Here is a 21179-nt window from a genome sequence, read left to right as displayed (position 1 = left end):
TCACAACACCACAGTCAGGAACAACACCATTACAGTCGAATCCGATTGAGAGTAAACCAATCACAACACCACAGTCAGGAACAACACCATTACAGTCGAATTCGATTGAGAGTAAACCAATCACAACACCACAGTCAGGAACAACACCATTACAGTCGAATCCGATTGAGAGTAAACCAATCACAACACCACAGTCGGGAACAACACCATTACAGTCAAATTCGATTGAGAGTAAACCAATTACAGCACCACAGTCGGGGACGACACTATCAAAACCGAACCCAATTGAGAGTAAACCAGTTACTACTTCACATGTAAGCACACCGCAAAAGCAAGTAGAGGTAAAACCAGTTAATTCACAACCAACTAAAAATGTCCCTAAAGTAAATAATCAACAACAGGTAAAAGAAGGGGCAGCAATTAAAAAAGTTGAAACAAATGCACAAACAAAACAAGAGGCTTTAAAAAATGTAAAAGCAAAAGAAACTATAAAACCGAAATAATTCAGCTCATGAGGGAGGGTTTATACATTGAGTGCGGAACCAAATCGCGACTTTGAAAATGAACATCATCCTGAAGCTGAACTAGGGAATGCCAAGCCTGCCTTGAAAAAGGCAGGCCATTCTTTAGGAAAGGCAGCTGGAAAAGGATCCAAAATAGCGGGTAAAGCAGTTGCACAAGTAGGGAAGAAAGTAGCGGTTAAAGTAGCACAGAAGACAGCAACAGTAGCTGTTGCAAAGCCATTATTAATAATAGCCGGTGTTATTCTGGCTGTTGTTGCAGGTTTAGGTATAGTCATATTTTTATTAACTGCTAGTATGAGTGAAGATGAAGTCAGTCCTGGAGGAATTGGTAGTCCTTTTGCCCCAGGTACAGCAAGTGTTAGTCCTGAAGTAATGAGATGGGAGCCATTGGTAAGGAAATATGCGGCACAGCATGGTATTGAAGCAATGACTCCTTTAATTCTTGCTCTTATCCAACAAGAAAGTTCTGGAACACAATTAGATGTAATGCAAAGCTCGGAATCACAGGGGCATCCTCCAGGGTATTTTACTGATCCAGAGGAAAGTATAAAATATGGTTTAATGCATTTTGCTGATTGTCATAAAAAATCCAATGGTGATCAAAATACCACATTACAATGTTATAACTACGGAACTGGATACGCTAACTATGCAGTTTCGAAAGGTGGATATACACACGAGAATGCAAGAGCATTTTCTGCAGAGCAATCAGCTAAAAATGGTTATAAATGTGGTTCGTGGAGAAGTGCTGAGGCTGTAGCTAATAATTGGTGCTATGGTGATCCCGATTATGTCCCACATATTATGAGATACTATCAACCTGGTCAAACCTCTGGTGGTTCTGGAGGAATTGCTGGTGGTAGTGTTTTAGGTGATGATGTATTCCAAGCAATTATGGCAGAAGCACTAAAGTATCAAGGATGGCCATATGTTTTTGGAGGGCGAACACCAAATACATCATTTGACTGTAGTGGAATTGTTGAGTATACCTATTCAAGGGTTGGTATTAATTTATTTGGTACTGCACAAACCCAATGGGATAAAACCCAACGTGTAACAGATCCTAAGCCAGGAGATTTAGTGTTTTTCCATAGTACTTATGCTACAAGTAACTACATTACGCATGTTGGCATTTATGTAGGAAATAATACAATGTATCATGCTGGCGATCCGATTGGCTATGCTGATTTAGGTAAACCATATTTTCAACAGCATTTTGCGGGATATGGTCGTGTAGTTAGATAATAATGCATGTAACATCTAGCAACTTATGAAACTGCGAAAAGGAGGTAAATCATGAAGAAAATCACCATTATAATAGCAATTTTATTAATAGCTAGTGTAGGGTTTTTAATAAAATATCAATCTGATAATGAGAAACTTAAATCAGATAATATAAAATTAACGAAAAAGGTGGAAAAGGTGGAGGCACAATACACCGATACGAAAAAAGAATTGTCAGCTCTAAAGAGTAATAACCAACAACAAGTAAAGGAAGCTGCAGAACGATTTCTTAAAGCTTTCCGTACTTATGATACAGGTAAAGGCGAATCTTACCTTGCTAATATCGATGCATATATAACACCAAATGCAAAGAAAGAATTAACACCACCAGGTGGACCAACGCAATCTGCTCCTGGAACTGGAGATGAGAAAGAAAAGAAGAAAGTTTCATTTCAATCTGAATACACAGGTGGCGAGTTGTATTATGCATTTTTGGATACTACAAAAGCAAATGTATTGGCAAAAGTGAAAAGTAAAATTACAGTTAATGGTGTTTCATCTGATAATATGTCATTAATGCAAATAAATCTTATCTATGATGGAAATAAAAAGTTATGGCTTGTCGACAAACTTATACCTTTAGCAGATTTAAAAGATCGTATGCCTTAAGTGGTGTACACATATAACATGTAGATTAATAAAAAATTCCCCTCTTTTTATTTTTTATAAGAGGGGAATTTTTGGGATTTTTTAAACTTAAAATAGGGACGTGAAGTAATTACTAATGTAGGGGTGTTTTATTTCTTCAATTATGTAGATAACACCTGATGTTAAGGGGTGATAAGTTGAAGAAAGGGACCTTAGGGTGTCTTTTTTTACATACATCGCATTTTTTAATAAAATGATATGGTTCATTTTATATAAAAATATTATAATATTAAATGATTTAATTATAATCATACAATCAGGGAGGATACACCATGTTGAAACATAAGATTTTTACGAAGTTTAAAACAGTATTTCGCTGCATATAGTCTATTGCTAGCTATGATTTTGATGACTGGCTGCGAAGAAAAAGAAGATGCAGCGAATCATTGACATTTAATTTATTTATCCTTATATAAGGAAAATGCATATAAAAAGGCGGGAGAAATTTGAAAAAATTCTTGATGAGTTTTTCTATTTTATTAATCGCAACCTTATTATTCGGTTGCAGTAACGAAACATTCGATAAAGCGGTAGAACAGGGGAAATTAGCACTGGCAAATAAGGAATATACAAATGCAAATGCTTCATTTGAAATCGCATTAAAAGAAAAAAAGGACGAGAAAGTTCAAACTTTGCAAAAGCAAGCATCCAAAATGGAAAAAGCGCTGATCGCAAAAGAAAAACTCGACATCGACAATGCAATTAAGTTATTCGACCAAGTTTTAACCATGAAAGACGGTTTAGAGACGGTGAAAAATGAGGCGAAGAAGGAGAAAGAAACACTTACTCAATATAAAGATAAACGTGAGAATTACAATAAAGAATTACAAACAGCAGAAGACCTTCTAAGCGAAAAGAAATTTGATGAATCAAAGGTAATATTGACAAAAGTACAACAAGAAACAACTACAGATAAGATGTTCACGGAACAAAATCAAAAGGTAACGGAACAGTTAGAGAAGCTGGAAAAAGAGAAAAATGCAGCAGTGGAAGAAGAAAAACGACAAGAAGAGCAGAAAAAAGCAGCGGAGCAAAAGAAGCAACAACAAGCAAAAGAGCAACAAATAAAAGAGCAACAAGCAAAAGAACAGCAAAAGCAAACCGCTCAAAGCAGCAAACAAAAGCTCTCTCCTACAGATGCAGAAAACAAAGTTAGAAAAACTTTAAACATTACCAAAAATCCTAAAGTTTACTGCCAATACGAAGGCGTTGAAGGTGAAGAGTATGTCATACATGTATATCAAATTGTGTCAGACGAAGAAGGCGGACATACAGCAACTTATGGTTGGTTCAATGTGAATTCTAATACTGGTGAAGTTCATAAAATGTAATTTTAAATCAAAATGATTACATTTTTTATGGTGAAGTGGAAATCAGATGGGAGTCCAATACATATTATTAAAGTAGTTCAAGTCGGAGGAAGGCACCTTAGGGTGTCTTTTTTATTATTTTCCGAAAAGATATAGCTCAAAAACCCCTCATTTCTGAGGGGGAAATATAAAAAATAATTTAAATCAAAATACAAAATTAATTATATATAATTGCATTTGCATTAAATTCACTTAGTAATTACTTTTTAATTGACTAGTATGTGTTCCAAATAATATCTGCATATTTTCAAACATTAATTCATTTTTGTTAGTATACCAATAGTAACACTCTTTACCCTTATACACATAAAATATACGATTTACATCTTCTCTTGTAGTAGTGTCCCCAGTAAGTGACGAAGTTGTTGAATTGAATACTCCAGTCCCAATACCATCCATTCCATAACGAGATATTTCATCTAAATTAATAGACCAGATACCCCCTTTTTTAGGAACAAAGAACAGGGCTTGCTTTGTTAAAACAAGAAATCCCCATTCTAAATTTGGATGGTATACCTCCATCTCTGCGAATCTTACTTGATTATATTGATTGCATACTAATTCAACACACTTATTTTTTTCTTTCTTACACTTAAATATAAAGTACACAGGTGAACAAAATAATATGATGTAAGGTACAAACCCTAGAAAGTGTAAGCCGCAGTTTAAAATTAATGCCTGGGTAAAAGCAAATATACAAACTACAGCAATACAGCGAAACTTACGTCTCGAGTAGAATGGATTTTTCATATAAGCCTCCTCAATTTTTAGACATTACGATTTTAATTCATATATATAAAAATATCAATATTTATTATTAAATTTAAGATGGTTCAAGCCGGAGGAAGGCACCTTAGGGTGTCTTTTTTTATTTACCTTCGACATAATATGACAACATGCGAATAAACAGTTTGCTATTATCATATAGAAATCTTACATTTATCTACATAATATTATTATATTTTAAAGTTTTTAAATGTGAAAATTTCCGATGTAAATACATACCATTTAGGGAGATGGGGAAAATCATGAAAAAATTATTAGTTTCAGCAACAGCGGTAACACTATTAACAGTGGGGTACAGTTCTGCTGCATTTGCAGAAAAAAATCCAAACGACAAGGATTGCGGTCACTTTAAAAACAAACAAGAGGTTATGGAATTCTGGCACAGCAATGGATACAGTGCAACTAACGATCCTCATGATTTAGATCGTGACAATGATGGCTTACCTTGTGAAGTGAAAAAAGGGGACTACGATCAATTTGTAGCTAGCAAACAAACTACTAAAAAGGATGAAACAAAACCACAAGAACCAGTTAAAAAGGAAGATACTAAAAAAGAACCTGTAAAACAAGAAAATACACAACAAAACAACCAAGCAACTAACAATAAACAAGAGCAAACTAAACAAACAGCTGTAAAGAATGAAACAAAAAAACAAGGTGAAAAATTACCTAATACAGCATCAAACGGTGTTACGATGATGCTAGCAAGCGCTGCTTTAGTATTAGCAGGTTCAGTTCTTGTATTCCGTCGTAAAAAAACGAATGCCTAAACTAATACCTAAAAACGGCAGGAATATTCCTGTCGTTTTTAATGTGGAGTGATAAGTTTGAACAAACTTGTTTGGTTGGGAGCTTTATTAATTACTATCGGCTCTTTTACTTTTGTTTATTACTTTATAGATTGGTACGACGCAAGAAAAACTGTTGAAGCCTTAACAAGTACTGAAATTCAACAATATAAAGATATACAACCTGTTACTAATGATAAACAAGATGTCAAAAATGAAGCACATAAAGAACAATCCCAACATGTTCTACCAAATCAAGAACCTAATCTTACAAATACTAGTGAACCATTACCAGAATCACCAAAACAAATCCCAGCTTCTCAAGTTCAACATCAAATAGGAGAACAAATTGCCTACATGGTTATACCGAAAACTAAACAGAAATATCAAGTTTACTGGGGTGCTGATGCTAAAACTTTAAAAAAAGGAGTAGGAATGTTTGTTAGTGACATTACAACCACTCCTTCTGGAAATGGACATACTGTTTTAAGTGGACATCGTGATACGGTATTTACTAATTTAGGAGATTTACAAGAAAATGACTATATTTTAGTTGAGTATGATAAAAAAATATATACTTATCAAATTCAAAAACACTGGATTACAGATGCGAATGATCGTACCGTAATTATCGCAAGAGATAAACCAACATTAACACTAACTACATGTTATCCATTTAACTATATTGGGGATGCACCTGAGCGATACATCATTGAAGCATCTTTGGTTACTATTAATTGAGAGTGAGAGCTATTGCTCTCTTTTTTATTTTCGTCGACATGATACAACAAAACAGTTATTACTGGATTTGTTATGCTTGGAGGAGAAATTCTACATTCCCTATAATCGGAGGAAACAAATTATGCAAAACTCATTTTATACAAAGTGGTGGTTTTGGTTTATCATTGCCGTTGTCGTAATTGTTGTTGTTGGCGGAAAAAAAACTAAAGAAGAAGCTACAACAACTCCAATCGAACCCAAAAAAGAAATAAAACAAGAACAACCCAAACAAAATGTTCAAATTCAACCAGAAAAGAAGGAACAGCCTAAACAAGATATTCAAGCTCAACCAGAAAAGAAAGAACAACCTAAACAAGATGTTCAACAATCTGCATCGGGATTTACAAATCCTATAAAAAATATCGATAAAACAGCTGCTATGAATGCCGTCAAAGAAAAAGCAAAGAAAGACTTCCCAGATGATTACATGACACAGAATTATGTAGCAGATGAACAATCTAAGGCGTTTGATTATCTAAATGGTATTGAACTCAAATCTCAGGAAGAACTAAACGTTATGAAGAAAGTGATCAACGACTTCCCTAATGACTTCATGACTACTAAATATGTTTATGAAGAACAGATAAAGGCTATGAACAAACAGTAATAAGATACTATACTGTTCTTTTTTTCTAATTAAAGATATGGATAAATACGGTGAAACAATATTCGGATGGGGATCCAATACATATTATTAAAATTAAGATGGTTCAAGTCGGAGAAAGGCACCTTTGGGTGTCTTTTCTTTATGCATAAAAAAGCCTTATCTTCCTATAAAAAAGATAAGACCTTTATATACTACCTATTATCCGATTCATCAATTTTATTATAAACACATTTAGCTTCTCCAAAAAGATCGCCAGTGTCCTATTCTCCACCATAATACGCATACTTCCCAGGTGAACCATTATCTCGTATTCTTGGATATGATTTTAGTTTATATTCATAAACCTAAACCATAAAAATATAACCAGATTACCATGATTAGAATTCCCATAACAGTAACTAATAGGAGTTTACCATCCGCACCTGTAATAACTTCTTTTAGATTTTCTTTTGCTTGTTGTTTCTTTTCTCCACTTGAAAAGAGATAAATAATGAAATAAGTAACCACTAAGAAGAATGAGAATATTATATCTATCATTACTTATGTACCTCCTAATATATATGTACCTTTAATTAACCAATAATTGCCTTATACATTATATCAGCTAGGGTACATAGAAGTATAACAAATTATTTTTATAATTTAATTTATTAATAGTAACGGCATTAATACAAGATAGTCCAAGTCAGAAGAAGGCACCTTATGGTGTCTTTTTTTCTACCTACAAACGCTTAATTTTTATATAATAATATCATTGTATTTTAGGAGGAACATAAATGAATAAAAAACTAATCATTGGAATTATCGCTGTACTAGTAGCTATCATTGCTTCCGTAGCTATTTTTAAAGATTCCAAATCAGAAGATATGAAACCTAAGTATTCACAAAAAGATATGGATAAACTTATCGATCAACACTTTAATGAACAGCAAGAATTAAAAACACAAATCAAAGAGTTGAAATCTAAAGTAGACTCCTATGAAAAAGAGCAAACTAGGTCACTTCAAAAAACGACACAGCCGAGTCAAGAAACACCTAAACCGCAAGAACAACCAGAACAAGAACAAGAAAAGCCTAAAAGTGATCCGCCAACTACAACTGAGTATACTCTTCAACAATTAAAAGAGGCATTCCCAGTTGGCATGGAATTTAATCAATATGTAGAGAAGAAAAAAACGATGAATGTAGATCATCCTTTTAGTATTTCTCTAAAAAAGGGCAATGTTGGAAGTGTTATTCAGGCTAAAGATGGATTATTAGTAGTATGTGTTGATGGCAACAAAATATTTGACTTGAAAACATTCGGATCAACTAATGAAGTTAAAGCATATGAACAGAGTCTACGAGGAAAATAAAATACGGTTATTAAGCCGAGGAAGGCACCTTAGGGTGTCTTTTCTTTATGGAATTTACCTAATATAAATTATTTAATGACGAACGTTGCCCCCTTTCATATTCTTGTAGTTAAGATGCATAGCATGATATGATTTAAGTAAAGATAAATATGAAAAAAGCTCCTCAGTACGCCAATACTGAAAAGCTTTTATCATAACTATTTGTTTTCTTTTTGACTTAATTGAACAATTCCAATAACAACTAATAGCAATGTTCCAATTGCTATAACAGTGTCTGCATCCATTGTAGATTCACCACCCTTCAAGCCTTTCGTACGCCAATACGATGGGCTTGTTTCCATTATACAATACATATTTCTTTAAGGTTTTTTAAAAACATATGCCTATAAAAATCTTTTAAATTTTCTCATCAACTTCTCTAAATAATTACCTTTATCATAATGATTACAACAAAAAAATAAACTTTAAAAAATTTAAAAAGACGCCCGCCACTAGTGGCCGTTTTACTTTTGGTGACGTGACCCCTAATATGTATCATTAATTTAAAGTGGTTCAACTCGTAAGGCACCTTAGGGTGTCTTTTTTTGTACATTTTCGACATAATATGACAATATAACGATTAATAGTTTGTTATCATAGTTCAGGTAATCTTACATTTTAGACACCGGAGGATACATATTATGAACAATAAACTATTACTCGCACTAACAAGCTGCGTTTTAATTATAGGATTGGCAGCATGCTCATCTAACGAAAACGCAAGTACAGCTAATGACTCTAAAGCTGAAGAGAAAATACAAAAAGAAGCAGAAAAAGCTAAGATGGCGGAAGAAAAGGCGAAGCAAGAAGAACAGCAACGTGAAGAAGCAGAAGTTAAAAAAGAGGAAGAAGAGAAAGCAAAACAAGAAGCAGAAGCTCAAAGACAGGCAGAAGAAAAAGCGAAGCAAGAACAAGCAGAAAGAGAAGAGAAAGAAGAACAACAACGTCAAGAGCAGGAACAAGCCCGTAAACAACAAGCACAAAAGCAACGTGAAGTGAAGCAACAAAAGAAAGAAGAACCTGAACTTTGCGGTTCGCCAGAAGTTGGAATAACATGTGAACACGTTCAAAAAGAATGGGAAAATGAGCAAAAGATTGAAAAAGAACTTAAAGAAAGAGAAGAACGCCAGGAACGAGAAGGTTTGGAGTATGCAAAAAGGAAAGCACAATCATTTGAGGATAAAGAACGAGAAAAAATGAGTTGTGATGACGCGAGAAATGTCCTTGAACAATTAAAAAATGCCGAACAGAATCCGGCCATAAAAGAAAGTATTGTAAAGTACCAAGAAAAAGTAAATATGTGTAGCAAGTAATAAAATAATATTTGGATTGGCGTCCAATACATATTATTAAAATTAAAGTGGTTCAAGTCGGAGAAAGGCGTTTTAGGGTGTCTTTTTCATGTGAAAATGGACTCCTAAAACGCCTTAAATTAGTAAACTTCAATATTACTCTTTTTTATTAGTTTATTTTAACTTAATATATTAATATTATATTAAAAATTTAATATAATTATTTGCTAATTATACTAATTAGATAGAGAGGATACAATATTATGGGTTATAAATTTCGTAGAATTATCCAGTTTTCCCCGGGTGTGAAAATTAACTTTACATACACAGGTATGGAAGGGAACTCCATTCCACCTGAATCAAGAACAACAACTTATGTACCTGGAACTGGAATCTCGTATACACCACGAATAGCTGAGTCAAACAATTATTATATACAACGAGGATATCAAGGACCAAACACTTCCTATCCCACTATGGATGAACAAGATTACAATACGGTAAATGCATTTGAGCCAGTAAAAGAAACCCAAACTTACCTTGTTACTGCTTTTCGTAAAAAGGATAATCAAGTAAACTCCGTAGGTAGAAAACTAATGAAACCACTTTCCATAATTACAGGCGTTTTTGCGGGCCTATTCTTAATTATGATGCTTATTATACCTGCTCTAATCATGGCATTCTTTTCTTTCCTATGCTATAAAAATATAAAAACACCATTTGCAGTTGTATGCCCAGAATGTGATGCTGAGAATCTATTCATTTTTGAAGAAGAGAAGATCGCTTGTCGTAAATGTGAGAGTACTCTTATAATCCAAAAATAAATGGTTCTCAAATTAACGTCTCTTTATTAGTCAAAACAATATAAATCTAATTATAAATATAAATAGATAAAAAGAGGGATAAGTGAATATCATTATTAACTTTGAAGCGTTTAATCCAATTATAAACGACTTAGCTATCAAACTTGCTATGGTACTGTTTATACCGTTATTCTTAGCATTGATTGTCAAAGTGATACTTATGAAATTTATGAAAGAATCAATTGCTGGCAGATTAGCAAGTCTATCTTTGTTATTCTTTATGTACTATGTATTTAAATTTATTACAGCGTAAAAGGCACCTTTGGGTGTCTTTTTTCTGCATTAAAAATGCCTACCTATTTCCCTAGGTAGGCATTTTGTGACTTTGTATTTGCAAACGATGATATTATGACAAAACTCCTTAATCCCCAAACTCTCTGGTCGTTCTTCTACAATACGCTTAAAATGGTTCTATGTATACTAGTCTAAAGTACGAGCAGCTGCATAGAACGATCCAGAACCACCATTTCTGTGAGTAACTTTAAGCTTATATTTACCTTTTGAAAGAGTATTGTACGTATTTGTAAAACCCTTTCCTGCTGCTAACGATCCAGAACCAATAACATTACCTTTTGAGTCTTTTAAAGACCAGTCAAGTGTACCTTTAGTATTGTTTGTCATATGAACTCTCATATCCGCTTTTTTTACATGCTCGAACGATACTTCTCTTTCACCATTTATCAGACTGAAATCATCTTTAAGTATTTGGGTACGTTGGACAATTGGTGCTGAATTTTTAGTATTATCTACACCTTCTGTACTTGCTGATGCTGCTCCAATCCCTCCAGTTAATGCGATACCAGTTGCTAATGTTCCTACTACTAATTTCTTAAACATAATAAATCCCCCTTAAATATGTTTTATAACTTGCACCTTAAATGTATCACTTTTATAAATTTTGTAAATATTTTCAATTTATATAAATATTTATTTAATTATTAACAATATTGGAATTTCATTTTATCAAATGGAAAATAGAGGGATTTGAAGGTATATGTAAAAATGCATAATAAATCAAGCAAATATCATGATATACTCTCAAAGAGCTGATACAAAATTTCTTTAGATTGGAAAACTAAAGTCTTATCTACCTAAAAGGAAGGCGCCTTATGGCGTCTTTTTTCTATTTTCAAAAGGACCTGCTCAATTCATTCTTGAAAACATAAGGTAAAGTGAACCCATTAAAATCCATGGAATGAACCCTAGTTTTACCCTCTAATCTAAAGGAGGCACTATTGTTATGGGATATGGTGGTAGTTGCGGCGAAGGCTGCGGTTTTGCTGGAGGATTCGCTTTATTAGTTGTATTGTTTATTTTATTAATTATTATCGGATGCAGTTGTTTCTGCTAAAAACTATTGGAAAAGGCACCCTTATATGGGCGCCTTTTTGTATATTAAAAACCTACCTATTTCCATAGGCGGGCTAAATATAATTTTGCACAATTGAGTTATAGCAAAATCATTTATATTGAAAGTAATTAAAATTAACTTAGTAATCCTAATACCTTAATAATCTCAATTGTTTTATTATCTTTTATTTTGAAATAAAGCCTTTTCCCTATACGTTCACTAATTACAATATTTCCAGAGGCTAATTTACGCAAATGTTGTACAATCAAATCCTCTGTAATTCTTGTTTGCTTACTTAAATCAGAAACTGACAACGATCCATATGTAATCAATTTACAAACAATTGATAATCGCGTAGAATTCCCTAATAACCCTAAAACTTTTATATTTTCTGTATAGAAGCTAAAATCCATATGAAACGCCCTAAGCAATTCTTCCAACCTCCCAAAATAATCCAAATAACACCAAAACATCTTAACATAAAAACAGAATAAATAACCCTAAAATATTCCAATTATTCGTTGAGAAAGATAATATTTGGATGGGAGTCCAATACATATTATTAAAATTAAAGTGGTTCAAGTCGGAAGGCACCTTTAGGTGTCTTTTTTTCTATAGTTCTACATACATAAATAAAAAAGCCCCGATATTCGAGGCCTTTCATAAAAAAATACTATCTTCTTCCTTCATAATATGCTTCATATTTTCCACATGCTGATTTCCACTTGGAACCTTTAAAATACCATGTAATTCCGTACTCAGTGTACGAATTAGCAAATATGTCGTAATCACTATACTCATATTTATAATACAAACCACTCGGATACTGTTGAGTACCCGTATTTTCACAAGCTGATGCCGACGCAACACCTCCAGTCAATGCAATACCAGTTGCTAATGCTCCAACTACTAATTTCTTGAACATAAAAATTCCCCCTTAATATTTTTTATAACTTGCACCTTAAATGTATCACTTCCATCATTTTTGTAAATATTTTGAATTTGTAGAAATATTTATTTAAATTTTGTCAATATTTGTAATGTATTTTATCAAATGGAAAATAGAGGGATTTATTGTGATATGTAATAATGCATGTTCATTCTGAAAAAAATCGTGATAAAATCTAAGCACCTGATCTATTTTTTCAGTTATCTTAGAAACCTTACTTCTTATTTACCCAAATGGGAGGCGCTTTATAGCGTCTTTTTTTTATTTTCAAAAGTCCATGCTCATTTAATCCATAAAAACATAAAGTAATTTGAATCCATTAAAATACATGAGTGACTCCTTATTTTTCTCCTACTCTTTAAAGGAGGAATTATTATGGGCTTTGGTGGTAGCTGCGGTGGCGGCTGTGGCTTTGCAGGAGGATTTGCTTTATTAGTTGTATTGTTCATATTATTAATTATTGTTGGAGCTTCTTGCTTCTGCTAAAAAACTATTAGAAAAGGCACCCTTATATGGGAGCCTTTTCTTTATGTATATTATCTATTATCCGATTCATCAGTTTTATTATAAACACATTTAGCTTCTCCAAAAAGACCGCCAGTGTCCCATTCGCCACCATAATGAGCACATCCTAAAGGATCACGATCGTCTCGTATACTTGGATGTGTATTTGGTTCATAGCCATTATTTACAATACTACCAACAATAAATACCCCTCCGATTACAAATACCACAGCAACGATTAAGAGTGTTTTTCCATTAGGACCGGTAATAATGTCGTTTACAACTTCTTTTGCTTCTTGCTGAGTTTCACCTTTTGAAAATAATGAAAGAATAATAGAGATTATAAATATGAAAAATAGCAAGATTATAAATTTTAGAAAATATTTCTAAAAAGCTTAGTTTCTTAGCTAAAAGTATCAATAATTCAAGTAGAAGTATTATTTTTGAACTTTATAAATATTGAACGAGGGAGAGGAGATATTTTTATGGATTCAAAAACTTATGAAAAGCTACAGGGACTACGTAGATATAAAGAGCCAATTCAAGCAGTATTGAGAACGGTCAAAAGACAAGATAAAGATGATCCAGATACTGAATATGCTGAGTTCGCCCTTGAAAACGGAAAGATTATAGGTATTTGTAAAAAAGAAGACTTCTCAGATTATTCTTTTAGAAGTATTACACAATTCACAGGTAATATTTTTAATGTAGTAATCACTCAGATGTCTGATGAACTGGATGTTAATAAAGTTCAGGTATCAGTAAAAGAAGCAAGTAGGAGATCGGCAGACGCTTTAATTCGTGAATTAATAGAATTGGAGCAGGATGAAAAATTGCAAGAGCCAACTTACGAAGCAGAAGTAACAGGGTACAACATGAACGCTCAGGTTCCTACTATATTTTTACGCATTAATGGTGCGGAATGCTTCATGAAATTACATGAATTAAACTATGGAAGGGTATATAAAAACGCTGTGGATCGCTATACGCCTATTGGTGAACGCATCCCAGTTAAGGTTCTACAATTTAATCCGGAACAACGACTAATTCACGTTTCTAGGAAAGCGGCAGTGGAAAATCCTTATCAGTTGTTATCTGAATTAGCTGAAGGGGACACAATTGTAGGGCGAGTTGTAAATGTTGACCCGCGTTTTGGAGTTTTTGTTGAATTGGACCAAGGCTGCACAATTAAAGGAATTGTCCCTAAAACAATCGAACAGCCAGTATTGGATGAAGTAGTAAGTATGAGAATTGTGAATGTGGATGTAGAAAAAGAGAGAGGGTCGGGGGTTATCTTCAAGTTTCCTTTTGGACGCAAAAAAGTTAACGACCCAACGGCGTTTTTATATAACTAATGAGTGCGCCGCAGGTTTCCGTACAAGAGAATGGAAAGGCGGTTCAATATTGGCTTAATAGGGACCAATCTTTATCACTTTGGGATGACCCCTCTTTACAGGGGGGACCAATTCTTCCAGATAAATTCAAACCACTCACAGATTTACGTAGTATTTATGACAGGATTAATTCAGGTTTTATAAATGAAAAAGATAATTTAATACTAAAGCTTATTTGGGATTCATTAGCGATTACTGAAGCACAAATCAAAAATTTTGTGGAATCTAAAATTAGTAGGTCGCAGGTTTCAGAATCGTTGAAAAAACTGGTACTGTATGGGTTTGTTAGTCGATGGGAGATAAAATCGGGGTTATTTCCGGATCAGCCCAAAACCTCTGCTCCAATTACATTAAATACTGCTGGTCATTTGATGATGTGGGCTTATCATAACCGTAATACAAATTATTCTTTAAAGCCAGAACAGTGGTTAAAGCTTGGGGTGGCAGGTGTACAAAGATTTGTCACTTTGAATCAGATAAAATATGAGTTTGCAGTAGGCCAACAATTATTAAAAAACTGGTGCTGGTATCCAAAGCTAAAAGGTACTGGTAATGGACATAATCCAATTGCTGTTGGAGAAATTCAAACTCCAATTGGAAATCAAAACTTCATATTTGAAAGGGTACAACAAGGTCAGCGATATGCACAACATTTAAAATCGCGATTGAAAATTTGGGAAGATCAAATTCAAAATGGACCAAATAATGTATTGAATTTCGAAAACACAAAGAGTTTACCAGGAATTTTTATATTATCTATATCTAATCTTGCTTTAGCAGAACATGTTAGAAAGGAGCTAATGTTAGACTTACAAAAGATTCCTATAATGCTTTTAATAGATGAATGTATTCACAGTGAGGGATTCGCAAAATCTTTTTATATCTCAACTCAAAACGGAATTCAGCAAGCACCATTACCATTTTTGAGATAACAAGAGCTGCTTCAGGTAAATATGCTGAAGCGGTTCTTTGTTGTTTTAACGATGAATCGATATTCACAACTCAATTTTTGTTTGCAATATATCTAATTTCATTTTTTATAGACTTCAATTAGAGTTGTTTTAATGAAAAAACAATATGTTGAATAGATAATTAAATAAGGCTTTTCTATTCCTTCCTAGAATGAACAGTAATGTATAATCAAATGTCCCTAAATGTAACAAGGGGGCAGTAAAATTTGGTTTATATTCATTTTTTTAGCTATTTTAGTAGCTAGTTATGTTGTGGCCCAATATTTTATTATGGATGGATTTCAAACAGGACTTATCAAAATGAAGTTTATGTTTGTATCTAAATTAATTGTTTTTTGGTATATAATGTTATTTATACATATTACAACTAGTATAGTAGCATTAGTAATCGGTCCGTTTACATTATCCACAAAATTTAGAGGAAAGAATATTAACCGTCATCGAATAGTTGGAAGAATCTATATGGTTGATATATTATTAGGCGGCGTTTCAGGACTGTACTTATCCTTTTACGCTATGGGGGATTGGTAGCAAAGCTTGGTCTCGGTTTGTTATCCGTATTTTGGCTAACATCAGCATATCAAGCATTAAATAGAGTTAAGAATAAGAAAATTCAAGACCATCAAAATTGGGTGATTAGAAATTATTCTTTAACCTTTGCGGCAGTTACATTAAGAATTTGGCTACCTTTGTTTGTATTGCTATTTGGATTACAACAGTTTGAAGTTAGTTACACTGTTATTGCTTGGTTAGCATGGGTACCAAATTTAATTATTGCAGAATTATTTATAAGACAAAGACTTAATAAAGGAAAATACCTGGTAAATGAGGATGTACATTTATGATGCAAATCTGATTTAATGTTAAGAATTGAAATTCTCAGCAATTCAATGTTTTTTGTAATTTTTCCCGCCGAGATTATGGAGTAACCTACCTTGGCGCTAGCGAGAAAATAATTGAACGAATGAAGTACGTTATTCAAAAGATTACTTTACCTTTTAATATTTTTACAGTATTCAACCAGAGAACGTTTCTTATGTAAGGAAGGGATATGAGGGGTTATATGAAAAGAATGAAAAATGTATGGTTATTAGTGTTATGTTTCTTATGTTTGAGTGGGTGCAATTATAAAAATGAAGATCAGGTGAAAAAATATATAAAAGAAAAACATGGTTTCGATGTTGTTGTAACAGATTGGGGCGGGATACATGAAGGAAATATGGGACATACGTACCATACTGTTCAGGCAAAGGATAATAAAAATATTCAATTTCGAGTAGAGGTAAATGGTATCTTCTATTCCACAATACAAGGTGATGAATACGAATATGGGAAAAACACATACGAGGAATATAAGAAATTCAAACCCATTCTTGAAGAAATGAAAAAGTTAGGTTACGAGGAATCTGAAAATAAAAATGTTCTTCAATATATAGTAGATTATAACAATGCAGCAGAAAAACCAACAGATGAGTTGTTATTAACCTTAAAAATGAGTAAGGAAATCGATTATAGTCAATTTGAAACTATAGAATTAGATCGTTTACATACATTATTTCAACTCATTCAAAAGAGTAATAGAAAGATAACAGAACTTGAAATTGAGGATCATAATGGTAAATCGATTGGTCTTCCTTTCGAAGATGTGCAAAAGGGTATAACGAAAGAAGAACTTCTACTAACAATGAAAGACACAGTAAGCGGTTATTGGACATATTTAATTGAAACTCAAACAAAAGTCGTTGAAAGATTAAAAGAAATTCAAAATGACCGCTTTGTAATTAAAGATATTACTTGTGCACATCCGAAGGAAGGGAAATGCCCAAAATATGAAGCTACGATAGTTTTTAATGACAGTTCTATGGAGTATAAAAATGATCCCGATGTAATGGAGGATTTGACAAAGGTGGTCACGATTCTTAAAGAAGAACTACATAACGAGAAATTTGATATATTTGTATCCAACAAAGATAGAACAAGCTATTCACTCTGGCTAACGTCAGAGAAAATTCAAAACAGTAGTAACATCTATGAACTTATAAAATAATTGTATATCAAAAATAATATGTAATAGGTTCTATTGATAACTTTGTTTTTTCGACGCAAAGTGCATGAATGGTTTTGCTGCTTTTTACAGAAAATGAAAGTTTGTATTAGTTTTTCAATAACTAACATAACCATCTAACTCTTAAACGATAGATGGTTATGTTAGTTCTAAATGCTATATTTTTAAATGAAAGTCGTATAATTTTAAAAAGTATAAAGTTATGAATTAAGTTATATCAGTATGAAATATCTCTTTAGAATGAATCAACCAAAAGTTTATATTTTCTAGGAACATGAACAGAAAATGAACAAATTTTTTTATGAAAATTGTTCATGCAATCCTAAAGAAAGAGTTGATTCTAATCAATCTTTTTTTTAAATCGATTCTTTTTTGTGAGTCATAGAATCTAATTTGGTAAGAGATTTTTGATTAAACTTTATTTTAAAGCAACGTTTAAAAGGAGTAAAAAATGAATACAATTAATAAAATCTTAAGTGATTTTGCAGATATAAATACAGATGAATACGTGAGGAATTATTATGAGCTTAGTATTATGTCAGAAAATAAAGAGGACAATATTTTTGTACTTGCCAAAAAGGCGACATATGCTACTAGTAATGACACATTAGAACTCATCCGCTTGAAAGAATGGAAAAAAGAATTCCTAATTTGCCAATATTCCAATGGAGAGTCTTCTTGGTTTGGGAAAATACCGTGCGGATATGATTTACATGGATTGACTCCGAAGGAATTTATAATAGAGCAGTTATTAAATGTATTCAAACAAGAACCAGATGAGGTTTATTGGATTAAATTAGATCCAGGAGGTTATTATGCATGCTGTTATGAAGAATATTTGTTTAAGACAAACACAGGAATTTATTTTTTTAGTATGCAAGTACACGATTAAATAATCAGGATTTGAAATGTAGTTTTATTAATAAAAAAGATTGATAACTTAATAATAAAGAAGAAGTCTCCATGTCCAAGGAATAAGAATTAAATGAAGAATACAGATAGTCCAGGTGAATTTTGTATTCTTCTTAATTCCTATAATATTTTTGAAAATAAAGTTAAAAAACCAAGCACCTAAAATTGTAACAGATAACTCAAAAATCGTAATTATCCATTCTAGTATAGTATGTTCTACATCAGGAGAAGCACCAGCCATACTAAGAATAACTATAACTGGAAATGAGGGTATATAAACAAGTAAATAAGAAAAAAAGTAAAAAATATATTTTATCAATGTTTTTCCTTCCATAAGATCCACTCCTAATATAGAACTAATAGTTAAAGGCGAATTATCAAACTTAGTCAAAAGTTACACATGTTATATTTTAAGTATATAAAGTTAGTGCTTTTATACATAATTGGAGGTCCCTAAATAATGTTATTTTAGAGGTCCTCAGTGGTGAAATATCATATAATATCAAGAAGTGATAAGGAACTATAGCAAACAAATAGTCTGCATATATCAATCTAATTATAGTAAAAAAGGAAAATTATTAGAATCTTGACTTTTTTCTACATGCATATCAGAAGGTAATGAGGAATTATAGCTTAATCCTTTAAAATATATCCATATTATAAAGAAAAATAGAACTTGAATACAAATAGGAGTCTGAATATTCTGTTGAAAATAAATTGAATATGATGATGATAATTTATATAATGTATGTAAGACTTTCTTTTTTCTTTTTTTAATCCATAAATACTACAACCCTTTCGGGGAAATGACTTTGTAAAGCAGCCTTGCTTACAAAAATTCATATACCCGAAAGGGTTTTTTGTGTTTAAAAACAATTAGGCTTATGCCGTTTATATAGATATTTCCATAAGGAAAGGATGAAGGGTGTTGTATATATTTGAAAAGGAATTTTATTATGCAGTTACTCTAAAGGGTTTGTAACATTTCCACTAACTTATTAAACAAATTTCATACTAAGTAGTAGGAGTAAAAATAATGTATGTTACTACTAAAACGAATGAACTAAATGGATTTGAGCGAATAGCTAAGATTTTAGAGGAAGTTGAGAGATCTGCTACTCATCAGCAGATGATAGAAGTTCTAGTAGAAGGTAAAACATATCAATCTGCCTTTTGCTTTGCACATGTTGTTGCGGATATAGGACAGTGTGTTTCCTTACTACTTTTCACAATAATTGGGGGCATTGAGAGTACAGTTCAAAGTATAAAAGATGCAATTGATAATGGGATTTCCAATTTGAAGTTTGGTACTGAAGAAAAAACTCAATAAGTTATTAATTTGAATCACAGTTTCAGTTTTATGCTGAAAAGGGAAAATATACAATATTTCTAATTATAATTAATGGCCGTAAGCCAATCATTAGGGTACATGATTTGGTAAGAGAAAGATCATATACCTTTTTCATTTGAAGAATCACCAGCTGCTGCAATACGTAACGTTATAGGTGAGAAAAGTATTGAATTGGTACTTTAAAAGAATTGGGAGAACCTATTTATCAAAGATTATTAGAGAAAAAAAGAGATGGAGACTGTACCTTGTTATTATGACAATAAGTTATTTAAATATTTCTAGGTGTTAAAGTTCAATTTCAATGAATTTGAAATGAATTATTGTATTAGTGAAATGGTAAAAGAGTAGAAAATCTTGTTTCCGAAGGTGGATTATGGAAGCGTGTTAGAAGAGGGTAATAGTTTAACTGACTACATGCTTAAATATGCAGAAATTATAGTAGAGAAGGTTTTACATGAGGTGAAACCATCCTATAACCCTCTAATAGATTTGCCTTTAGAGCATTTTCTTTCATAAAGGGAGGAAATTATAATGATAGGTGAAACTTTTAAAAATTTATTATTAAATCTGGCTGGTTTAATAGTGGGGTTAAGTGCTATATATTTAATAATTAAATATAGCTTCAAATTAACAGTAGAAAAAGCTATACCTAATTTAATAGCCTATGCTAGCTTATATTTACCAGGAGTTATAACATTTAGCTTAGTTGGGTATTTTTCAAGCTCATGGATTTTTGGAATTGCAATGGGTGTTATAGTTGAGGCAATTCGTTTCTATGGATTAGGAAGAATACTAAATAAAATATCCTCTTCATTAAGAGCGATGAAAGTGAAAATTGCTATAGCAAAAGCAAATAAAATTGCAAATACTAAAAATAAACCTTTAGAGGTAATTGAAGTTGCTCAATTTAGCCTTGAAAAAGAGAGCATAGTACAAGAGCAATCAGCAGTAATTGAATTGAAAAAAGAACAGAGAGAGATTATAAAAACAGAAGAATCAGAAATAATTGACGATGCAGATGATGTAGAAGATTTAGATGAAATGGAAGGCTTAGAGCGTGTAGCTGTACTAGAGCACATAGAAATGGTCGCAGAAACTAAAGAAGAAATACTAGTGGAAAATGATACTACAGTTAAACGTGAACGTAAGCAGGCAGAAAGTACACCTGATACACAGGAAATATATGAACAATTACAACTTGTTTTAGTTGGTGGGGATTTATAAAAAAATAATCAAGAAATTAGTTTGGATTAATATAAGAGCTATCATCATGTTTAATGATGATAGCTCTTTGTATTTAGAATTAAAAAGCTCGCTTTAAGATGAACTAGCTACTATCTTACTCT

27 protein-coding genes and 2 pseudogenes are annotated in these 21179 nt (G+C 32.4%); 21 read left to right on the top strand and 8 right to left on the bottom strand.

Features of this window, described 5'->3' with window-relative positions:
• The 4 genes and pseudogenes from ACTFP3_RS25785 to ACTFP3_RS25770 all read left to right on the top strand — a co-directional run.
• Nucleotides 1-503, top strand: a pseudogene (locus ACTFP3_RS25785) (CD3337/EF1877 family mobilome membrane protein); the annotation flags it as partial.
• Between the two features lie 27 nt (nt 504-530).
• A complete protein-coding gene (locus ACTFP3_RS25780) occupies nt 531-1769 on the top strand; it encodes a bifunctional lytic transglycosylase/C40 family peptidase (RefSeq protein ID WP_440011629.1) in 1239 nt (412 codons plus the stop codon).
• Nucleotides 1770-1820: 51 nt separating this feature from the next.
• A complete protein-coding gene (locus ACTFP3_RS25775; RefSeq protein ID WP_065212555.1) occupies nt 1821-2417 on the top strand; it encodes a hypothetical protein in 597 nt (198 codons plus the stop codon).
• A 485-nt stretch (nt 2418-2902) separates the two neighbouring features.
• The gene (locus ACTFP3_RS25770) at nt 2903-3787 is read left to right on the top strand and encodes a hypothetical protein (protein WP_440011627.1); all 885 of its coding nucleotides are present in this window, start codon (nt 2903-2905) and stop codon (nt 3785-3787) included.
• Between the two features lie 231 nt (nt 3788-4018).
• Here ACTFP3_RS25770 and ACTFP3_RS25765 read toward each other — a convergent pair whose 3' ends face one another.
• Nucleotides 4019-4576 carry a hypothetical protein gene (locus ACTFP3_RS25765; protein ID WP_071732374.1) on the bottom strand — a complete coding sequence of 186 codons (558 nt, stop codon included), beginning with the start codon at nt 4574-4576 and terminating at the stop codon, nt 4019-4021.
• Between the two features lie 278 nt (nt 4577-4854).
• On the opposite strand from ACTFP3_RS25765, the gene ACTFP3_RS25760 reads away from it, so the two are divergent.
• The 3 genes from ACTFP3_RS25760 (at nt 4855) to ACTFP3_RS25750 (ending at nt 6787) form a co-directional block, all read left to right on the top strand.
• The gene (locus tag ACTFP3_RS25760; RefSeq protein WP_440011626.1) at nt 4855-5382 is read left to right on the top strand and encodes an excalibur calcium-binding domain-containing protein; all 528 of its coding nucleotides are present in this window, start codon (nt 4855-4857) and stop codon (nt 5380-5382) included.
• A gap of 57 nt (nt 5383-5439) precedes the next feature.
• Nucleotides 5440-6141 (top strand): class D sortase, encoded by a 702-nt coding sequence (locus tag ACTFP3_RS25755; protein ID WP_071732375.1) that lies wholly within the window; start codon nt 5440-5442, stop codon nt 6139-6141.
• Between the two features lie 121 nt (nt 6142-6262).
• Nucleotides 6263-6787, top strand: coding sequence for a hypothetical protein (locus tag ACTFP3_RS25750; protein WP_071732376.1), 525 nt, complete (start codon nt 6263-6265; stop codon nt 6785-6787).
• A 336-nt stretch (nt 6788-7123) separates the two neighbouring features.
• Here the strand turns inward: ACTFP3_RS25750 and ACTFP3_RS25745 are convergent, their stop codons facing one another.
• Nucleotides 7124-7324 carry a hypothetical protein gene (locus ACTFP3_RS25745; RefSeq protein ID WP_000565399.1) on the bottom strand — a complete coding sequence of 67 codons (201 nt, stop codon included), beginning with the start codon at nt 7322-7324 and terminating at the stop codon, nt 7124-7126.
• Between the two features lie 239 nt (nt 7325-7563).
• Here ACTFP3_RS25745 and ACTFP3_RS25740 point away from each other — a divergent pair, with 239 nt between their 5' ends.
• Complete coding sequence (locus ACTFP3_RS25740; RefSeq protein ID WP_071732377.1) at nt 7564-8142, top strand: hypothetical protein; 579 nt, start codon at nt 7564-7566, stop codon at nt 8140-8142.
• 197 nt (nt 8143-8339) lie between these two features.
• Here ACTFP3_RS25740 and ACTFP3_RS25735 read toward each other — a convergent pair whose 3' ends face one another.
• Nucleotides 8340-8495 carry a hypothetical protein gene (locus tag ACTFP3_RS25735; protein ID WP_327901188.1) on the bottom strand — a complete coding sequence of 52 codons (156 nt, stop codon included), beginning with the start codon at nt 8493-8495 and terminating at the stop codon, nt 8340-8342.
• A gap of 327 nt (nt 8496-8822) precedes the next feature.
• On the opposite strand from ACTFP3_RS25735, the gene ACTFP3_RS25730 reads away from it, so the two are divergent.
• The 3 genes from ACTFP3_RS25730 to ACTFP3_RS25720 all read left to right on the top strand — a co-directional run bounded on the left by ACTFP3_RS25730 (nt 8823) and on the right by ACTFP3_RS25720 (nt 10589).
• Entirely contained in the window at nt 8823-9494 is a 672-nt protein-coding gene (locus ACTFP3_RS25730; protein WP_440011624.1) for a hypothetical protein, read from the top strand.
• A 242-nt stretch (nt 9495-9736) separates the two neighbouring features.
• Nucleotides 9737-10297: a DUF4236 domain-containing protein gene (locus ACTFP3_RS25725; RefSeq protein ID WP_065212549.1), complete on the top strand. Its 561-nt coding sequence runs from the start codon at nt 9737-9739 to the stop codon at nt 10295-10297.
• Nucleotides 10298-10379: 82 nt separating this feature from the next.
• Nucleotides 10380-10589, top strand: coding sequence for a hypothetical protein (locus tag ACTFP3_RS25720; protein ID WP_016513716.1), 210 nt, complete (start codon nt 10380-10382; stop codon nt 10587-10589).
• A gap of 167 nt (nt 10590-10756) precedes the next feature.
• Here the strand turns inward: ACTFP3_RS25720 and ACTFP3_RS25715 are convergent, their stop codons facing one another.
• A complete protein-coding gene (locus ACTFP3_RS25715) occupies nt 10757-11173 on the bottom strand; it encodes a hypothetical protein (RefSeq protein ID WP_065212547.1) in 417 nt (138 codons plus the stop codon).
• A gap of 403 nt (nt 11174-11576) precedes the next feature.
• Between ACTFP3_RS25715 and ACTFP3_RS25710 the strand changes: the two genes are divergently transcribed.
• On the top strand, nt 11577-11687 hold the full coding sequence (locus ACTFP3_RS25710; RefSeq protein WP_000540371.1) for a YjcZ family sporulation protein: 111 nt from the start codon (nt 11577-11579) through the stop codon (nt 11685-11687).
• 134 nt (nt 11688-11821) lie between these two features.
• On the opposite strand, the gene ACTFP3_RS25705 is transcribed toward ACTFP3_RS25710, so the two are convergent.
• Nucleotides 11822-12100 (bottom strand): ArsR/SmtB family transcription factor, encoded by a 279-nt coding sequence (locus ACTFP3_RS25705; protein WP_088363214.1) that lies wholly within the window; start codon nt 12098-12100, stop codon nt 11822-11824.
• Between the two features lie 260 nt (nt 12101-12360).
• The gene (locus ACTFP3_RS25700; RefSeq protein WP_098529575.1) at nt 12361-12612 is read right to left on the bottom strand and encodes an LCI fold-containing protein; all 252 of its coding nucleotides are present in this window, start codon (nt 12610-12612) and stop codon (nt 12361-12363) included.
• Between the two features lie 399 nt (nt 12613-13011).
• On the opposite strand from ACTFP3_RS25700, the gene ACTFP3_RS25695 reads away from it, so the two are divergent.
• Nucleotides 13012-13122: a YjcZ family sporulation protein gene (locus tag ACTFP3_RS25695; RefSeq protein WP_000505681.1), complete on the top strand. Its 111-nt coding sequence runs from the start codon at nt 13012-13014 to the stop codon at nt 13120-13122.
• A 50-nt stretch (nt 13123-13172) separates the two neighbouring features.
• Here ACTFP3_RS25695 and ACTFP3_RS25690 read toward each other — a convergent pair whose 3' ends face one another.
• Complete coding sequence (locus ACTFP3_RS25690) at nt 13173-13502, bottom strand: hypothetical protein (protein ID WP_440011622.1); 330 nt, start codon at nt 13500-13502, stop codon at nt 13173-13175.
• A 123-nt stretch (nt 13503-13625) separates the two neighbouring features.
• Between ACTFP3_RS25690 and ACTFP3_RS25685 the strand changes: the two genes are divergently transcribed.
• The 5 genes and pseudogenes from ACTFP3_RS25685 to ACTFP3_RS25665 all read left to right on the top strand — a co-directional run bounded on the left by ACTFP3_RS25685 (nt 13626) and on the right by ACTFP3_RS25665 (nt 18462).
• Nucleotides 13626-14495 carry an RNA-binding protein gene (locus ACTFP3_RS25685; RefSeq protein ID WP_440011620.1) on the top strand — a complete coding sequence of 290 codons (870 nt, stop codon included), beginning with the start codon at nt 13626-13628 and terminating at the stop codon, nt 14493-14495.
• Complete coding sequence (locus tag ACTFP3_RS25680) at nt 14495-15466, top strand: hypothetical protein (protein WP_017658225.1); 972 nt, start codon at nt 14495-14497, stop codon at nt 15464-15466. Before ACTFP3_RS25685 ends, ACTFP3_RS25680 begins: the two co-directional genes overlap by 1 nt.
• Nucleotides 15467-15775: 309 nt before the next feature.
• Nucleotides 15776-16350 (top strand): annotated as a pseudogene (locus ACTFP3_RS25675) (DUF2306 domain-containing protein).
• Nucleotides 16351-16568: 218 nt separating this feature from the next.
• Nucleotides 16569-17552, top strand: coding sequence for a hypothetical protein (locus ACTFP3_RS25670; RefSeq protein ID WP_440011618.1), 984 nt, complete (start codon nt 16569-16571; stop codon nt 17550-17552).
• A gap of 469 nt (nt 17553-18021) precedes the next feature.
• Nucleotides 18022-18462: a hypothetical protein gene (locus ACTFP3_RS25665; protein ID WP_001092362.1), complete on the top strand. Its 441-nt coding sequence runs from the start codon at nt 18022-18024 to the stop codon at nt 18460-18462.
• Between the two features lie 48 nt (nt 18463-18510).
• On the opposite strand, the gene ACTFP3_RS25660 is transcribed toward ACTFP3_RS25665, so the two are convergent.
• Nucleotides 18511-18816 (bottom strand): hypothetical protein, encoded by a 306-nt coding sequence (locus ACTFP3_RS25660; RefSeq protein ID WP_000398639.1) that lies wholly within the window; start codon nt 18814-18816, stop codon nt 18511-18513.
• A gap of 702 nt (nt 18817-19518) precedes the next feature.
• On the opposite strand from ACTFP3_RS25660, the gene ACTFP3_RS25655 reads away from it, so the two are divergent.
• The 3 genes from ACTFP3_RS25655 (at nt 19519) to ACTFP3_RS25645 (ending at nt 21057) form a co-directional block, all read left to right on the top strand.
• Entirely contained in the window at nt 19519-19812 is a 294-nt protein-coding gene (locus ACTFP3_RS25655; RefSeq protein ID WP_017657372.1) for a hypothetical protein, read from the top strand.
• Between the two features lie 387 nt (nt 19813-20199).
• Entirely contained in the window at nt 20200-20349 is a 150-nt protein-coding gene (locus ACTFP3_RS25650) for a hypothetical protein (RefSeq protein ID WP_257149250.1), read from the top strand.
• Nucleotides 20350-20364: 15 nt separating this feature from the next.
• Entirely contained in the window at nt 20365-21057 is a 693-nt protein-coding gene (locus ACTFP3_RS25645; RefSeq protein ID WP_139849265.1) for a hypothetical protein, read from the top strand.
• Nucleotides 21058-21179: the final 122 nt, after the last annotated feature.

It is taken from the genome of Bacillus cereus group sp. MYBK5-2 (assembly GCF_051915685.1).
Classification (GTDB): Bacteria; Bacillota; Bacilli; order Bacillales; family Bacillaceae_G; genus Bacillus_A; species Bacillus_A cereus.
Note: the sequence above shows the minus strand (reverse complement) of the source record. Positions and strands in the feature narration are given on the sequence as shown.

Excerpts from the sequence above, each read along its gene's own strand:
- ACTFP3_RS25670 (WP_440011618.1), top strand. The coding sequence starts at position 16,569 with ATGAAAAGAATGAAAAATGTATGGTTATTAGTGTTATGTTTCTTATGT.
- ACTFP3_RS25730 (WP_440011624.1), top strand. The coding sequence starts at position 8,823 with ATGAACAATAAACTATTACTCGCACTAACAAGCTGCGTTTTAATTATA.
- ACTFP3_RS25645 (WP_139849265.1), top strand. The coding sequence starts at position 20,365 with ATGATAGGTGAAACTTTTAAAAATTTATTATTAAATCTGGCTGGTTTA.
- ACTFP3_RS25715 (WP_065212547.1), bottom strand. The coding sequence starts at position 11,173 with ATGTTTAAGAAATTAGTAGTAGGAACATTAGCAACTGGTATCGCATTA.
- ACTFP3_RS25665 (WP_001092362.1), top strand. The coding sequence starts at position 18,022 with ATGAATACAATTAATAAAATCTTAAGTGATTTTGCAGATATAAATACA.
- ACTFP3_RS25700 (WP_098529575.1), bottom strand. The coding sequence starts at position 12,612 with ATGTTCAAGAAATTAGTAGTTGGAGCATTAGCAACTGGTATTGCATTG.
- ACTFP3_RS25655 (WP_017657372.1), top strand. The coding sequence starts at position 19,519 with ATGTATGTTACTACTAAAACGAATGAACTAAATGGATTTGAGCGAATA.
- ACTFP3_RS25775 (WP_065212555.1), top strand. The coding sequence starts at position 1,821 with ATGAAGAAAATCACCATTATAATAGCAATTTTATTAATAGCTAGTGTA.
- ACTFP3_RS25740 (WP_071732377.1), top strand. The coding sequence starts at position 7,564 with ATGAATAAAAAACTAATCATTGGAATTATCGCTGTACTAGTAGCTATC.
- ACTFP3_RS25705 (WP_088363214.1), bottom strand. The coding sequence starts at position 12,100 with ATGGATTTTAGCTTCTATACAGAAAATATAAAAGTTTTAGGGTTATTA.
- ACTFP3_RS25695 (WP_000505681.1), top strand. The coding sequence starts at position 13,012 with ATGGGCTTTGGTGGTAGCTGCGGTGGCGGCTGTGGCTTTGCAGGAGGA.
- ACTFP3_RS25765 (WP_071732374.1), bottom strand. The coding sequence starts at position 4,576 with ATGAAAAATCCATTCTACTCGAGACGTAAGTTTCGCTGTATTGCTGTA.
- ACTFP3_RS25745 (WP_000565399.1), bottom strand. The coding sequence starts at position 7,324 with ATGATAGATATAATATTCTCATTCTTCTTAGTGGTTACTTATTTCATT.
- ACTFP3_RS25760 (WP_440011626.1), top strand. The coding sequence starts at position 4,855 with ATGAAAAAATTATTAGTTTCAGCAACAGCGGTAACACTATTAACAGTG.
- ACTFP3_RS25685 (WP_440011620.1), top strand. The coding sequence starts at position 13,626 with ATGGATTCAAAAACTTATGAAAAGCTACAGGGACTACGTAGATATAAA.
- ACTFP3_RS25735 (WP_327901188.1), bottom strand. The coding sequence starts at position 8,495 with ATGTATTGTATAATGGAAACAAGCCCATCGTATTGGCGTACGAAAGGC.
- ACTFP3_RS25710 (WP_000540371.1), top strand. The coding sequence starts at position 11,577 with ATGGGATATGGTGGTAGTTGCGGCGAAGGCTGCGGTTTTGCTGGAGGA.
- ACTFP3_RS25680 (WP_017658225.1), top strand. The coding sequence starts at position 14,495 with ATGAGTGCGCCGCAGGTTTCCGTACAAGAGAATGGAAAGGCGGTTCAA.
- ACTFP3_RS25725 (WP_065212549.1), top strand. The coding sequence starts at position 9,737 with ATGGGTTATAAATTTCGTAGAATTATCCAGTTTTCCCCGGGTGTGAAA.
- ACTFP3_RS25660 (WP_000398639.1), bottom strand. The coding sequence starts at position 18,816 with ATGGAAGGAAAAACATTGATAAAATATATTTTTTACTTTTTTTCTTAT.
- ACTFP3_RS25750 (WP_071732376.1), top strand. The coding sequence starts at position 6,263 with ATGCAAAACTCATTTTATACAAAGTGGTGGTTTTGGTTTATCATTGCC.